The 12,939-nt window shown below is 73.7% G+C and carries 12 protein-coding genes; 4 read left to right on the top strand and 8 right to left on the bottom strand.

Annotated elements, in window-relative coordinates; translation table 11 throughout:
• The first annotated feature begins 2 nt into the window (after positions 1 to 2).
• On the top strand, positions 3 to 2,168 hold the full coding sequence (locus AH6_RS03095; protein ID WP_067473144.1) for a TerD family protein: 2,166 nt from the start codon (positions 3 to 5) through the stop codon (positions 2,166 to 2,168).
• 89 nt (positions 2,169 to 2,257) lie between these two features.
• Here the strand turns inward: AH6_RS03095 and AH6_RS03090 are convergent, their stop codons facing one another.
• The 4 genes from AH6_RS03090 to AH6_RS03075 form a co-directional block, all read right to left on the bottom strand.
• The gene (locus tag AH6_RS03090; protein ID WP_067473141.1) at positions 2,258 to 2,998 is read right to left on the bottom strand and encodes a VIT1/CCC1 transporter family protein; all 741 of its coding nucleotides are present in this window, start codon (positions 2,996 to 2,998) and stop codon (positions 2,258 to 2,260) included.
• Positions 2,999 to 3,111: 113 nt separating this feature from the next.
• A complete protein-coding gene (fabG, locus tag AH6_RS03085; protein ID WP_067473138.1) occupies positions 3,112 to 3,882 on the bottom strand; it encodes a 3-oxoacyl-ACP reductase FabG in 771 nt (256 codons plus the stop codon).
• The gene (locus AH6_RS03080; RefSeq protein ID WP_067473134.1) at positions 3,875 to 5,026 is read right to left on the bottom strand and encodes an acyl-CoA dehydrogenase family protein; all 1,152 of its coding nucleotides are present in this window, start codon (positions 5,024 to 5,026) and stop codon (positions 3,875 to 3,877) included. The genes fabG (AH6_RS03085) and AH6_RS03080 overlap by 8 nt, the downstream gene beginning before the upstream one ends.
• Before the next feature lie 477 nt (positions 5,027 to 5,503).
• Positions 5,504 to 5,833: a DUF3099 domain-containing protein gene (locus AH6_RS03075; RefSeq protein WP_067473132.1), complete on the bottom strand. Its 330-nt coding sequence runs from the start codon at positions 5,831 to 5,833 to the stop codon at positions 5,504 to 5,506.
• 54 nt (positions 5,834 to 5,887) lie between these two features.
• Here AH6_RS03075 and AH6_RS03070 point away from each other — a divergent pair, with 54 nt between their 5' ends.
• The gene (locus AH6_RS03070; protein WP_067473129.1) at positions 5,888 to 6,100 is read left to right on the top strand and encodes a dodecin; all 213 of its coding nucleotides are present in this window, start codon (positions 5,888 to 5,890) and stop codon (positions 6,098 to 6,100) included.
• Between the two features lie 75 nt (positions 6,101 to 6,175).
• Here AH6_RS03070 and AH6_RS03065 read toward each other — a convergent pair whose 3' ends face one another.
• Positions 6,176 to 7,558, bottom strand: coding sequence for a metallopeptidase TldD-related protein (locus tag AH6_RS03065; protein ID WP_218005690.1), 1,383 nt, complete (start codon positions 7,556 to 7,558; stop codon positions 6,176 to 6,178).
• Between the two features lie 5 nt (positions 7,559 to 7,563).
• Complete coding sequence (locus tag AH6_RS03060; protein WP_067473124.1) at positions 7,564 to 9,063, bottom strand: TldD/PmbA family protein; 1,500 nt, start codon at positions 9,061 to 9,063, stop codon at positions 7,564 to 7,566.
• A 228-nt stretch (positions 9,064 to 9,291) separates the two neighbouring features.
• On the opposite strand from AH6_RS03060, the gene fabG (AH6_RS03055) reads away from it, so the two are divergent.
• Complete coding sequence (gene fabG / locus AH6_RS03055) at positions 9,292 to 9,996, top strand: 3-oxoacyl-[acyl-carrier-protein] reductase (RefSeq protein WP_067473121.1); 705 nt, start codon at positions 9,292 to 9,294, stop codon at positions 9,994 to 9,996.
• A gap of 4 nt (positions 9,997 to 10,000) precedes the next feature.
• Positions 10,001 to 10,786: an enoyl-ACP reductase FabI gene (fabI, locus tag AH6_RS03050; protein WP_067473120.1), complete on the top strand. Its 786-nt coding sequence runs from the start codon at positions 10,001 to 10,003 to the stop codon at positions 10,784 to 10,786.
• A gap of 72 nt (positions 10,787 to 10,858) precedes the next feature.
• Here the strand turns inward: fabI and AH6_RS03045 are convergent, their stop codons facing one another.
• Both AH6_RS03045 and AH6_RS03040 read right to left on the bottom strand, forming a co-directional pair.
• Positions 10,859 to 11,521 (bottom strand): hypothetical protein, encoded by a 663-nt coding sequence (locus tag AH6_RS03045; protein WP_067473117.1) that lies wholly within the window; start codon positions 11,519 to 11,521, stop codon positions 10,859 to 10,861.
• A 285-nt stretch (positions 11,522 to 11,806) separates the two neighbouring features.
• The coding region (locus AH6_RS03040) for an AAA family ATPase (protein ID WP_157431226.1) at positions 11,807 to 12,939 on the bottom strand (1,133 nt) is incomplete at its 5' end.

Here is a 12,939-nt window from a genome sequence, read left to right as displayed (position 1 = left end):
GGATGAGCACGCTCCTCGCACCCCTGGTCCTTCGGCACACCCGGCGCGTCTGCGTCCCGCCAGGGCCCGAGGGCGAAGGGGCGGCCATGGCGCGGCGGTTCGACGCCGCGCTGATGACGGCCGGGTTCAAGCTCTCGGCCGGGCTGCTGGAGACGCTGTCGGCGCGCGAGCCCGGCACCGTCGCCACGCTCGCCGTGCACACCCTGGGCGCGGTCCGCGAGATGGTCGGCGACCACGTCCAGCACAACGTCTACTTCATCGACTTCCCCGCCAACGTCCCCGACACGCTCGACTTCTGGATGGAGTGCGTCGCCGACGCGCTCGTGAACTCCGCGTCCAGTTCCGGGGCCGTCGCCCAGCTCCAGAGCGGCGTGCTGGACCTGCTCTCCCTGCCCGCCTACGGCGACTACCGGCACACCTACGAGCAGATGCTGGCCGCCCACGACGACCTCATCGCGGCGGCGGGCGACCGCGTGACGGTCCTGCACCAGGGCGGCGACCTGGACGACGAGGCCACCGCCCTCTACCTCGCCCTCGCCGGAAGCCCCACCCCGCTCAACGACGCCGACCTCGACGCCCTGCGCGCCCTCGCCGCCCTCCGCGTGGACGGCCCCCAGCCCGCCGACATCCCGATCCGCGAGAACCGCGCCCTCATCAACCGGGCCCGCCTGGACCTCGGGGCCCCGCTCCTGCTGGACACCGTCACCGACGTGCTGCGCCTGGCCTGCGCCCTGTCGGACGGCGACGTGACCCTCCGCGAGCCCACCCGCTTCGCGCGGCTGCGGCGCCCGGTGCGCCGCACCCTGCTCGCGGGCCTGGACGAGGTGATCGCCGCCTCGCCCGCCAAGCTCGCCGACGTCAACGCCCACCGCGAGCCCTGGAAGCGCCTGGGCGAGCGGCTGCACCCGCACGAGTACCCGCGCTGGCCGCACGCCGCCGACGTGTTCGCCGTCGCGCGCGGTGACAAGGCGGCCCCGTCGATGGAGGCCCGCGTCGAGGCGCTGCTCGCCCGGGAGAAGGTGTCCGCCGCGACCGACCTCCTGGCGACCGCGCCCGGGAAGCTGATGCGCTCCCTGGACCGGCTGCTGCGCCTCGCCGCCACCGACGCCGAGTACGAGCACGTCCTCGCCACCGCCGAGCGCGTCGCGCCCCAGGCGTCCGGCCGCGTGCTGCTGTCGGTCCGCGAGCACCTGCTCAACCGGGAGGACGGGACCGGACGGATCCGCCTGTTCACCAACCGCCTCGCCCGCGCGCACGCCACCCGCGACCGCCGCGAGCCACTGCCTGAGCCCGTCGGTGCGCGCCTGGCGGCGTTCCTGGACGGCGAGGTCCGCCGCCGCCTGCCCGACCTCGGGACCGTGCTGGTCGAGCCCGCCGCCCTCGACATCGCCCTGCCCCTCAGCGGCAAGGCGGCGGCCGGCGGGTTCGGCGTCCTGCCGCGCGGCTCGACGTCGCCGGTGGAGGGCGACCTGCTGCGCTTCTTCGTGCACTGGCGGCAGGTGGCCCGCCGCACCGACTTCGACCTGTCGGCGATGACGCTGGACGCCGCCTACGAGACCCTGGAATGGCTGTCCTACACGTCCCTGACGACGATGGGCGGCGCGCACTCGGGCGACATCACCAGCGCGCCCGACGGGGCGTCGGAGTTCATCGACCTGCGGCTGGGCGTGATCGAGGGCGCCTTCATCGTGCCCCAGGTCAACATCTACGCCGGGGAGGGCTTCGAGGAGGTCGCCGAGTCGTTCTTCGGGTTCATGCTGCGCGGCGCCGACCAGGCGGGCCGCCCGTTCGAGGCGAGCACCGTGCGGCTGAAGTCGGACCTGCGCGGCCCCGGCCGGGTGGCGCTGCCACTGGTGTTCCTGCGCGACGCCGACGGCACCTGGCGCGCGAAGTGGTTGCACCTGTACCTGCGCGGCACGGACTGGGGCAACCGCGTGGAGGACAACCACGCGGCGGCCGAGACGCTGGTGCGCGCCGTCGTGGAGCGCCGCTACCTGACGGTGCGGGACCTGACCGACCTGCTGCCCGCGGGCTCGGTGCGCGTCTGGGACGGCGCGAAGATCCCCGCCGGGACCACCACCTTCATCGGCCTGGAACGCCCCGACGGCCTGCCCGAAGGCTGCCGCGCCGTCACGCCGGAAAACCTGCGCGACCTGATCCCCGACTGACTGCTACGGTGAACTCGGCGAGGCCATGAGGGGGCTTCCTTCTCCACCTTCCCTTCAGCCCTCTCGCTCTCCTCGCCCTCGACGTTCCGTCAGGAGGCGCCGAACAGCGCCCCGGCGAAGTAGGTCACGGCGGCCGCCAGCAGGATGATCAGGAGCTGGCGGACCGCGCCGTAGGGCACCGACCGGCCGCTGGAGCGGGCCACCACGCCGCCCACCACCAGGCCCGCCAGGCCCGTCGCGACGATGGAGACCACCACCCCGGTCATGCCGCTGGCGAAGAACCACGGCAGCAGCGGCGCGAGCGCGCCCGCCGCGAACAGCGCGAACGACGACAACGTCGCCGTCCACGGCGAGCCCAGCTCCTCGGGGTTGACGCCGATGATGCGCACCGCCGCGCTGCGGTACAGCCCCTCGCCGTCGGCGGACAGCTCGGCGGCGGCCGTGTGCGCGGTCGCCGGGGCGTACCCGGCCTCCAGGAACTCCTGCTCCAGCCGGGAGATCAGCACCCCCGGGTGGTCGCGCACCAGCCCCCGCAGGTCGGCCAGCACGCCCTTGAACAGCTCCACCTGCGCGGTCACCGAGATCCACTCCCCGGCGGCCATCGACACCGCGCCCGCCAGCAGCCCGGCCAGCCCCGCCAGCCGCACCGCCGCCGGGCCCGAGCCCGCGCCCGCCACGCCCAGGATGAGGCACAACGTGCTGACCAGGCCGTCGTTGACGCCCAGCACCGCCGCCCGCGCCCCGCCCTGCTGCACCTCGGCGGCGCGCTTGGCCAGCAGAGCGGTCGCGGCCCCCTCCGAACCGCCGCCCTCGTACGTCGCCGCGCCCATCGACGTCCCCCCCAGCCAGCCGACGATCTCCCACCGAAGGCTAACAAGGAGTAGTGGCAGAACTGCGGACGGTGCCCCGCCGGACGGCGCGCGGCCGCCCGGCGGGGGAGCGGTCAGGCGCGGGGCCCGCCCGCGACGTAGATGACCTGGCCGGAGACGAACGAGGCGTCGTCGCTGACCAGGAACGCGACGGTGCCCGCGATGTCCTCGGGCACGCCGACGCGCCGCACCGGGATCTCCTTGGCCGCCGCCTGCTTGAACTCCTCGAAGTCCATGCCGACGCGGGCGGCGGTCGCGGCCGTCATCTCGGTCGCGATGAAGCCCGGCGCGATGGCGTTGGCCGTCACCCCGAACCGGCCCAGCTCGATCGCCAGGGTCTTGGTGAAGCCCTGGAGGCCCGCCTTGGCCGCCGAGTAGTTGGCCTGGCCCCGGTTGCCCAGCGCCGACACCGACGACAGGTTCACGATCCGGCCCCACCCGGCGTCGGTCATGTGCCGCTGCGCGGCGCGGCTCATCAGGAACGCGCCGCGCAGGTGCACCGACATGACCGAGTCCCAGTCGTCGTCGGACATCCTGAACAGCAGGTTGTCGCGGATGATCCCGGCGTTGTTGACCAGCACCACCGGCGGGCCCAGCTCGGCGGCGATCCGCGCGATCGCCGCCTCGACGGCCGGGGCGTCGGAGACGTCCACGCCCACCGCCAGCGCCCGGCCGCCCGCCTCCTCGACACGCCCGGCGGTCGCGGCGCACCCGGCCTCGTCCAGGTCGCACACCGCCACGGCGAAGCCCTCGCGGGCCAGCCGCACGGCGGTGGCCGCCCCGATCCCGCGCGCCGCCCCGGTGACGACCGCGACGCGCCCGCTCCCGGGCGCCGCCTCAGACACCGAGGTCCTTGGCGATGATGGTCTTCAGCACCTCGCTGGTGCCGCCGTAGATGCGGGACACGCGCGCGTCGGTGTACAGGCGCGCGATCGGGTACTCCAGGATGTAGCCGTAGCCGCCGTGCAGCTGGAGGCACTTGTCCACCACGCGGGCCTGCACCTCGGTGCAGAACAGCTTGGCCTTGGCGGCGTCGGCGGGGGTCAGCTCCCCGGCGTCCAGCGCCTCGACCGCGCGGTCCACCAGGGCCTGGGCGGCCTCGACCTCGGTGGCGCACTCGGCCAGCACGAACTTGGTGTTCTGGAACGAGGCGACGGTCTTGCCGAACACCGTGCGGTCCTGCACGTAGCGCTTGGCGAAATCCACGGCGGCGGCCGCCGAGGCGTAGGAGCTGACCGCGATGCCGAGGCGCTCCTCGGCCAGGTTGTGGGTCAGGTACTCGAACCCGCGCCCCTCCTCGCCCAGCAGGTCCTCCACCGGCACGCGCACGTCGCTGAACGACAGCTCGGCGGTGTCGGAGCTGCGCAGCCCGATCTTCTCCAGCTTGCGGCCGACCGCGTAGCCGTCGCTCTTGGTGTCGACGACCAGGATCGACAGGCCCGCGCGGCGGTTCTCGGGCGTGGCGGGGGAGGTGCGGGCCACCACCAGCACCCGGTCGGCCAGCACGCCGCCGGTGATGAAGGTCTTGGCGCCGTTCAGCACGTAGTGGTCGCCGTCGCGCCGGGCGGTGGTCTGCATGCCCGCCAGGTCCGAGCCGGTGCCCGGCTCGGTCATCGCGATGGCGGTCATCATGTCGCCGGAGACGAAGTCGGGCAGCCAGCGCTTCTTCTGCTCCGCGGAGGCGTACTTGAGCAGGTAGGGCAGCACCAGGTTCACGTGCACGCCGTAGCCGCCGAAGCTGACGCCCGCGCGGGCGCACTCCTCGGAGACCACCAGCTGGTACTTGAAGCTGGTCTCGCCCGCGCCGCCGTACTCCTCGGGCACCTGGATGCCGAAGACGCCCAGCTCGCCGAGCTTGTTGTAGAAGTCGCGCGGCGGGTGGCCCGCCTGCTCCCACTGCTCGTACACCGGCGTTACCTCGGCGGCGATGAAGTCCCGGATCGTCTCCCGGAACGCCTCATGGTCCTCGTTGAACACGGTGCGGCGCACGGCGCCCTCCCCTTCGCGAAGCCGATCTTAGAATCTGATTCTAACTTAGCGGGGCGACCTGCGGCTTCCGGTGGCCAGCGCACGGTGTGACCTTCCGGGCGTGCCAGGGCGCAGCGGAGCGTCCCGGGGCGGTCGGTGCGCACCGGAAAGTTCGGGAGAAAGGGATTTCGGTCGCTGGCCGGATCGGGCCACGGCCCCGGCTTGCCGCAGGGAAGGGCGGCGGCTATGCGAGCTGCGCGGACGCCGGACACGGTGCTACGGCCGGTCCGCGGCGGCTTCGCGGCGGGTCAGACGCGGGCCTGTGACGGGCCACGGCAAAGAAAAAGCGGCGCCGGGTGGATACGGGGGCAATCCACCCGGCGCCGCACATCGGTGTTCCGACGGGGGCCCGGAACACCGGCACGGGCGCTCCGACGGGGGACCAGAGCGCCGGTACAAATCGTACACCGAAACCCCCCGCTAGTAGTCAAGAGAAAGTCACGACCCGATTTCTGGTCGTTGTCCGGAAATCCCCTTGTGGTGCTGGCTGTCCGGACCGGCGAACCGCGCCGCCGCCGTGGGCTCCCGCCCGCCGTTGGCGATCACGACGCTGATGTAGGGCAGGAAGACCGCCCCCACCACCAGCAGGCCCACCACCCACAGCGGCGCCCCGCCCATCGCGGTGAACGCCGCGCCCAGGAAACAGGCCGTGCGGATGCCCATGGAGAGCAGGTAGCGCCGCTGCCGGGACCCGATGTCCTCCGACAGCGGGCGCGGCGCGTTGGTGACCGTGTAGACCTCGGCCTGCCTACGGGGATTGACCTTCACCCTTCCACGGTAAGCCCACAGGGTCAGACTGGCGACACCAGGAGGGGGTCTTCCATGACCGACCGGACCTACCGGGTGACCGAGATCGTGGGCACCTCGCCCGACTCGGTCGAGCAGGCCGTGCGCAACGGGGTCAAGCGGGCCGCGCAGACGTTGCGCCATCTCGACTGGTTCGAGGTGACCGAGGTGCGCGGGCAGATCACCGACGACGAGGTGGCGCACTTCCAGGTGACCATGAAGGTCGGCTTCCGGCTGGAAGACGCCTGAAAGCCGCCCAGACCGCGCCTGGAGCGACAAGGGGCCCCGGAGGCGGCGAACCGCCTCCGGGGCCCCGCGCGCGGCTCAGGACGCCTGCGAGACCGTCGACATGTTGAAGTCGGGGACGCGCAGCGCGGGCATCGCCGCCCGCGTGAAGTAGTCCGACCACTCGCGCGGCAGCGTCGGCGCGGTCGAGCCGACCTCCGACAACCGCGACAGCAGGTCCACCGGGCTCTCGTTGAACCGGAAGTTGTTCACCGCGCCCACCACCTCGCCGTCCTCCACGAGGTAGACGCCGTCGCGGGTGAGGCCGGTCAGCAGCAGCCGCTGCGGGTCCACCTCGCGGATGTACCACAGGCAGGTCAGCAGCAGCCCGCGCCCGGTGCGGGCGACCATGTCCTCCAGCGACGCCCCGCCCTGCGGCCCCGTCATGATCAGGTTGTCCACCGGCGGGGTCGGCGGCAGCCCGGTGCGCCCGGCCGAGTGCCGGGTCTGGGTGAGGGCGGTCAGGGTGCCGTCGGTGATCCAGTCGGTGGCCGCCAGCGGCAGCCCGTTGTCGAACACCGACGACTCGCGGCTGGAGGCGTGCGCGATCACGAACGGGGCGCACTCCAGCCCGGCCGCGCCGGGGTCGCTGGACAACGTCACCGGCAGGTTCGCGAGCTTCTCGCCGACGCGGGTGCCGCCGGGCGCGCTGAACACCGTGCGGCCGTCCCGGGCGTCCTGCGCCCCGGCCGACCAGTACAGGTAGATCATCAGGTCGGCGACCGCGCTGGGCGGCAGGATCGTCTCGTAGCGCCCGGCGGGCAGGTCGATCCGGCGCTCGCCCCAGGACAGGCGGCGGGCCAGGTCGCCGGTGAGGCGGGCGACGTCCACGTCGGCGAAGTCGCGGGTGCCGGTCCCGGCCCACGCCGAGCCGCCCGCGCCCTTGGCGTTCAGCTCCAGCAGGCCGGTGGGCTGGTCGTGGCGCAGCCGCAGCCCGGCCGAGGTGCCGAGGAAGGTGGAGGTCACCACGTGGTTGGCGAAGCCGTACAGCCGGTGCCCCGCGGCCTCGGCGCGGCCGAACGCCTCGCCCAGCGCGGGCGCGAAGCCCGCGTAGACGCCGATGCCGGTCTCGGCGGGCGCGTCGTCCCACGCGCCGCCCGACCGCGGCGCGGAGTCGGCGGTGACCAGCGGGACGGCGTCCTCGGCGGGCTCGTTCTCGTCGGCGACCGCCTCGGCCGAGCGCACCAGGTCCTCGATGTCGTCGGCGGTCACCGCCGCGCGCGACACCACGCCCGAGCGCACGCCCCCGGCGGCCGCGCGCAGCGCGATCACGGTGAGCCGGCTGGCGCGGGTGACGCCGTTGGTGGTCAGGGTGTTGCCGGCCCAGCGCAGGTTGGCGGTGCTGGACTCGTCGGCGATGACCACGCAGTCGTCGGCGCGCGACAGCGCCAGGGCGCGTTCGACGGCCTCCTGCGGGCTGATGCTGGTCACTGGCCGCCCTCCTTCAGCGCGTTGAGGATGTTGACGCCGCGGAACAGCGCCGCCGGGCAGCCGTGGCTGACCGGGGCGACCTGGCCGGGCTGGCCCTTGCCGCAGTTGAACGCGCCGCCCAGCACGTAGGTCTGCGGGCCGCCCACCGCCTCCATGGAGTTCCAGAAGTCGGTGGTGGTGGCCTGGTAGGCGACGTCGCGGAGCTGCCCGGCCAGCCGGCCGTTCTCGATCCGGTAGAAGCGCTGCCCGGTGAACTGGAAGTTGTGGCGCTGCATGTCGATCGACCAGCTCTTGTCGCCGACGATGTAGATCCCGCGGTCCACGCCCGAGATCAGCTCGTCGGTGGAGGGGCCGTCGGGCGCGGGCATCAGCGACACGTTGGCCATGCGCTGGATCGGCATGCTGGCGGCGGCGTCGGCGAACGAGCAGCCGTTGGAGCGCTCCTCGCCGGTCAGCCGCGCGATGCGGCGGTCGGTCTGGTAGCCGGTGAAGCGGCCGCCGGTGACGATGTCGAACGAGCGGGTCTCCACGCCCTCGTCGTCGTAGCCGATGGTGGCCAGGCCGTGCTCGACGGTGCGGTCCCCGGTCACGTTCATGACCGGCGAGCCGTACTGGAGCTCGCCGAGCTTGTCGGGGGTGGCGAAGGAGGTGCCGGCGTAGGCGGCCTCGTAGCCCAGCGCGCGGTCCAGCTCGGTGGCGTGCCCGATCGACTCGTGGATGGTGAGCCACAGGTTCGACGGGTCGATCACCACGTCGTAGGCCCCGGCCTCCACCGACGGCGCGGCCAGCTTCTCGGCCAGCAGCTCGGGCATGCGCTCCAGCTCGCCGTCCCAGTCCCAGTGGTCGCCGGTCAGCCACTCCCAGCCGCGCGCGGCGGGCGGCGCGAGGGTGCGCATGGTGTCGAACGCGCCGTCGGCGATGCCCACGGCGTTGACCACCGGGTGCAGCCGCACGCGCTGCTGGGTGGTGATGTTGCCCGACAGGTCGGCGAAGAACTTGTTCTCCCGGACCTGGAGCAGGGTGGCGTCCACGTGCTGGACGCGGGAGTCGTCCAGCAGGCGGCGGCTCCAGTCGCCCAGCAGCGCGACCTTGTCGGCGGTGGGCACGGTGAACGGGTCGGTCTCGTAGGCCGACACCCAGGTGACGTCGCCGTGCACCGGCTCGGGGGCCAGCTCGATGGGCTCGCGGTTGACGGCCGAGGCGACGGCGGCGACCTCGACGGCCTGGGCGGCGACGCGGGCCGCGCCCTCGGGGGTCAGGTCGATGCCGGCGGCGAACCCCCAGGTGCCGTTCTTGACGACGCGGACCGACAGGCCCACGTCGTCGGCGTCCAGGGCGGTCTCCAGGGCGGCGTCGTGCAGCCGCAGGGTCTGGCTGCGGATGCGTTCCAGGCGGAAGTCGGCGTGCTGGGCGCCCAGCTCCCGGGCCCGGCTCAGCGCCGCGTCGGCCAGCGCGCGCAGGGGCAGCGCGGTGAAGGCGGGATCGATGTCATGCACCTTCCGCAACCTACCCCGTCGCGTCTCGGGGCCGCAGGAGCGCGGTCCGGACGGCGACCCGGACGGCGACCGGGGCGGCCGCCCGAACAAACCGGGGTGCGGGGATCTTGTCGGGACGGCACATCTCCCCGCGGCGCGTCCGGCCGCTACGCTCGGACGCTGTTGTGACCCAGCCGACAGGCAACCAGCAGCCGACAGGCAACCAGCACAAGACAAGAGGGGCGTGGGATGAGTCGTTCTGTCCTCGTGACCGGCGGTAACCGGGGGATCGGCCTGGCCATCGCCCGCGAACTGGCCGCCGCCGGTGACAAGGTCGCGGTGACCTACCGGTCCGGCGAGCCGCCCGAGGGGCTGTTCGGCGTCCGGTGCGACGTGACCAGCACCGAGGACGTGGACGCCGCGTTCGCCAAGGTGGAGGCCGAGCACGGCCCGGTGGAGGTGCTGGTGGCCAACGCCGGCATCACCAAGGACACGCTGCTGGCCATCATGAGCGAGGACACCTTCACCTCGGTGCTGGACACCAACCTGACCGGCGCGTTCCGCGTCGCCAAGCGCGGCGTGAAGGGCATGATGCGCAAGCGCACCGGCCGCATCGTGCTGGTGTCGTCGGTGGTCGGGCTGTCGGGGTCGGCGGGGCAGGCCAACTACGCCGCCTCCAAGGCCGGCATGGTGGGCTTCGCGCGCTCGCTGGCCCGCGAGCTGGGGTCGCGCAACATCACCGTCAACGTCGTCGCGCCCGGGTTCGTGGACACCGACATGACCGCCGCGCTGTCGGAGGACCAGCAGAACGCCATCAAGGGCGTCATCCCGCTGGGCCGGGTGGCGCGGCCGGAAGAGGTGGCCAAGGCCGTGCGGTTCCTGGCCAGTGACGACGCCGCCTACATCACCGGGGCGGTCGTCCCGGTCGACGGCGGCCTGGGAATGGGGCACTGAGCTCATGGGAATCCTCGAAGGCAAGCGCATCCTGGTCACCGGTGTCCTCACCGACGCCTCCATCGGCTTCCACGTGGCGCGCGTCGCCCAGGAGCAGGGCGCCGAGGTGGTGCTGACCGCCTACCCGCGGCCGACGCTCACCCAGCGCACCGCCAAGCGGCTGCCGAGCGGGCCGGACGACCCGCCGCCGGTGATCGAGCTGGACGTCATGAACACCGAGCACCTGGACGCCCTGGCGGGCAACCTGCGCGAGGTCGGCTTCGACCGCCTCGACGGCGTCGTGCACGCGATCGGCTTCGCGCCGCAGACCGCGCTGGGCGGCAACTTTCTGGAGACGCCGTGGGAGGACGTGGCCACCGCCGTGCACGCCTCCACCTTCTCGCTGAAGGCGCTCACGATGGCGTGCCTGCCGCTGATGCAGGACGGCGGCGCGGTGGTCGGCCTGGACTTCGACGCCACCAAGGCGTGGCCGGTCTACGACTGGATGGGCGTGGCCAAGGCCGGGCTGGAGTCGTGCGCCCGCTACCTGGCCAAGTACCTGGGGCCGCGCGGCGTCCGGGTCAACCTGGTGGCGGCCGGGCCGCTGGCGACGATGGCGGCCAAGAGCATCCCCGGCTTCGAGGGCATGACCGAGATGTGGCCGAAGGCGGCCCCGCTCGGCTGGGACATCAAGGACAGCGACCCGACGGCGCGGGCCTGCGTGGCGCTGCTGTCGGACTGGTTCCCGGCCACCAGCGGCGAGATCGTGCACGTGGACGGCGGCCTGCACGCCATCGGCGCGCCCGAGTAACCGCCCCGCCCGTACGGCAACGGCCCCGCTCCTCGGATCACCGAGGAGCGGGGCCGTTCCCGTGCGCGAGGGTCAGGACCGGACGCGGCGCATCCGGCGGCCGAGCACGCTGAGGTTCAGCGCGAGCACGGCGCCCGCCGCGCCCGAGGCGGCGGCGACCCACAGGATCTGGTCCTGGTCCTGCGTGGTGGCGGCCACCGGCGAGATCAGCCGCGTCTGCGGCGCGGCGCCGGCCGGGGCCTGGAGGGCGGCGGCCGGGTCGGCGGCGACCTGCGGCGTGGGCAGCAGGCCGGGCAGGTTCGGGCTGTTCTGCGTGCCGCCGGGCGCGTAGGGCTGGAGGCCCTCGGGCCGGTTCATGGTGGTGGCGCCGCCGCCCGACGGGAGGCTGCCGGAGGGCACCGACACCGACGGCGACCCGCCCTTCTTGCCGCCGGACTTGCGCTCCTTGCCGCCCGACCCCTTGTCCAGCGGGGGCTTCTTGGACGGCTTGGACGGCGTCGGCTTGGGGGTCGGCTTCGGGGTGGGCTTGGGCGTGATGCTGTCGCGCCAGTTGCCGAGCTGGCACTTCCAGTTGTCCAGCGTGGTGGCCGGGTCCACGCCCTTCTTGCACTTCTGCGGCGCGGCGGCGGACTGCGCGTAGGCCGCCGGCGCCCCCAGGAACACCAGCACCAGGGCGCCGGCCGACACCGCCGTCGACGCCGATCCGAGCCGCCTGAAGCGTCGCTGCTGGGGCATTGCACTCCTTCACCGTTGGTGCGCCTCGACTGAGCCTGTGACGCGGTTCGCGACCCTGCCCGCCACCGAGTTGTTGACATCATGTCCAACGAGCGTCGGACAAAGAGGTCACGCCCCGGTGACGGCAATTGGTCAGATCGTGCCCCAAACGACCGCGAGCGTAAACAGCGACACGGCTTTTTCTCCCGCCCCGGTCAACCGACCGACCCGCTACCGCACCAGTGGCCACTGCTCCAGTGGCTACTGCTCCAGTGGCTACTGCTCCAGTGGCTACTGCTCCAGTGGCTACTGCTTCACCAGCCGCGCCAGCCGGGTGCGCCGCTCGGGCGCGCCGGTCTCGCGCACCGCCCGCGCCAGCGCGGGCCCGGCCGCCTGCACCACCGACAGGTGCCGCCGCGCCATGCCGAACGCGGTGACCGCCAGCGGCCGCGACAACACCGCGCCCGCCTCCGGCTCGGCGGCGGGCACCGCGACCACCCCGGGCCACCGCGTGCCCCGGCCCAGCGCCACCGGCACCGCCCAGCCGTGCCGCAGCCGCGCCGCGTCGGCGGGCGCGACCGTCGCGGTCCCGCTCGCGAATTCCACCGCCAGGCCCGCCGCGTCCGCGCCGGTGACGGTCCCGGGCTCGCCCACCGGGGCCTGGGGGAGGGGCGCGGCCACCACGACCCGGTCGCCGACGTCGAACCCGCCGAAGGCCCCGGGGCCGGGGTTCAGGCGCTCCTTCAACGCGGCGTTGAGCACGGTCGCGCCCGCCTCGCCACCGGCGGCCGCCGCGACGACCACCACGTCCTGCGCCTCGATGCCCAGCGCCCGGGGGATGGAGTCGGTGACGAGCTGCACCGCGCGGTGCACCGCCTCGCCGGGCGACGTCGCGGGCACCACGACCACCTCGCGGTCGGGCGCCTCCACAGCGACCAGCTCGCCGCCGCGCACCGCCGCCAGCAGCGTCTCCAGGGGCCCGCCCGGACCGGCGGGGTCCAGCTCCACCACCGGGACGGTCTCGGACGCCTCCAGGTCGTCCAGCACGCGGCCGGGCCCGGCCGGGGGCAGCGCGCCCGTCTCGCCGCCCAGCACCAGGTGCGCGCCGTCCGGGCACGCCTCCACCAGCACCGCCGCCAGCTCCACGTCCAGCCCGGCGGCGTCCGGCACGATCACCAGGTCCAGGTCGAACGGCTGCTGCTCGCCGCGTCCGAACACCACCGCGCCCGGCGCGGCCACTGCCGCGTCCTGCGGTTCCAGCAGCCGGTGCAGGCTCGTGACCGTCTCGGCCGGGACCTCGTGGCCGCCGTCGGCGGCGAGGGCGGCGAGGTCGGCGGCGGCGCGGGCGGTGGGCGCGGCGACCGCCACGCGCAGCTCCTGCCCGGCGGCGGCCGCCGCGAGCGTCAGCGCGGTCTCCTCCAGGTCGGCGGGCGCGCCCC

The sequence above is a fragment of the Actinomadura hibisca NBRC 15177 genome (assembly GCF_001552635.1).
GTDB classification, from domain to species: Bacteria; Actinomycetota; Actinomycetes; order Streptosporangiales; family Streptosporangiaceae; genus Spirillospora; species Spirillospora hibisca.
The sequence above is the reverse complement of the archived record's forward strand: the minus strand, read 5'-3'. Positions and strand labels throughout refer to the sequence as shown.

What these genes read in the sequence shown, in the direction of transcription:
- AH6_RS03095 (WP_067473144.1), top strand. Translation starts at nt 3, where the DNA reads ATGAGCACGCTCCTCGCACCCCTGGTCCTTCGGCACACCCGGCGCGTC.
- AH6_RS03090 (WP_067473141.1), bottom strand. Translation starts at nt 2,998, where the DNA reads ATGGGCGCGGCGACGTACGAGGGCGGCGGTTCGGAGGGGGCCGCGACC.
- AH6_RS03070 (WP_067473129.1), top strand. Translation starts at nt 5,888, where the DNA reads ATGACCGACCGGACCTACCGGGTGACCGAGATCGTGGGCACCTCGCCC.
- fabG (WP_067473121.1), top strand. Translation starts at nt 9,292, where the DNA reads ATGAGTCGTTCTGTCCTCGTGACCGGCGGTAACCGGGGGATCGGCCTG.
- fabI (WP_067473120.1), top strand. Translation starts at nt 10,001, where the DNA reads ATGGGAATCCTCGAAGGCAAGCGCATCCTGGTCACCGGTGTCCTCACC.
- AH6_RS03045 (WP_067473117.1), bottom strand. Translation starts at nt 11,521, where the DNA reads ATGCCCCAGCAGCGACGCTTCAGGCGGCTCGGATCGGCGTCGACGGCG.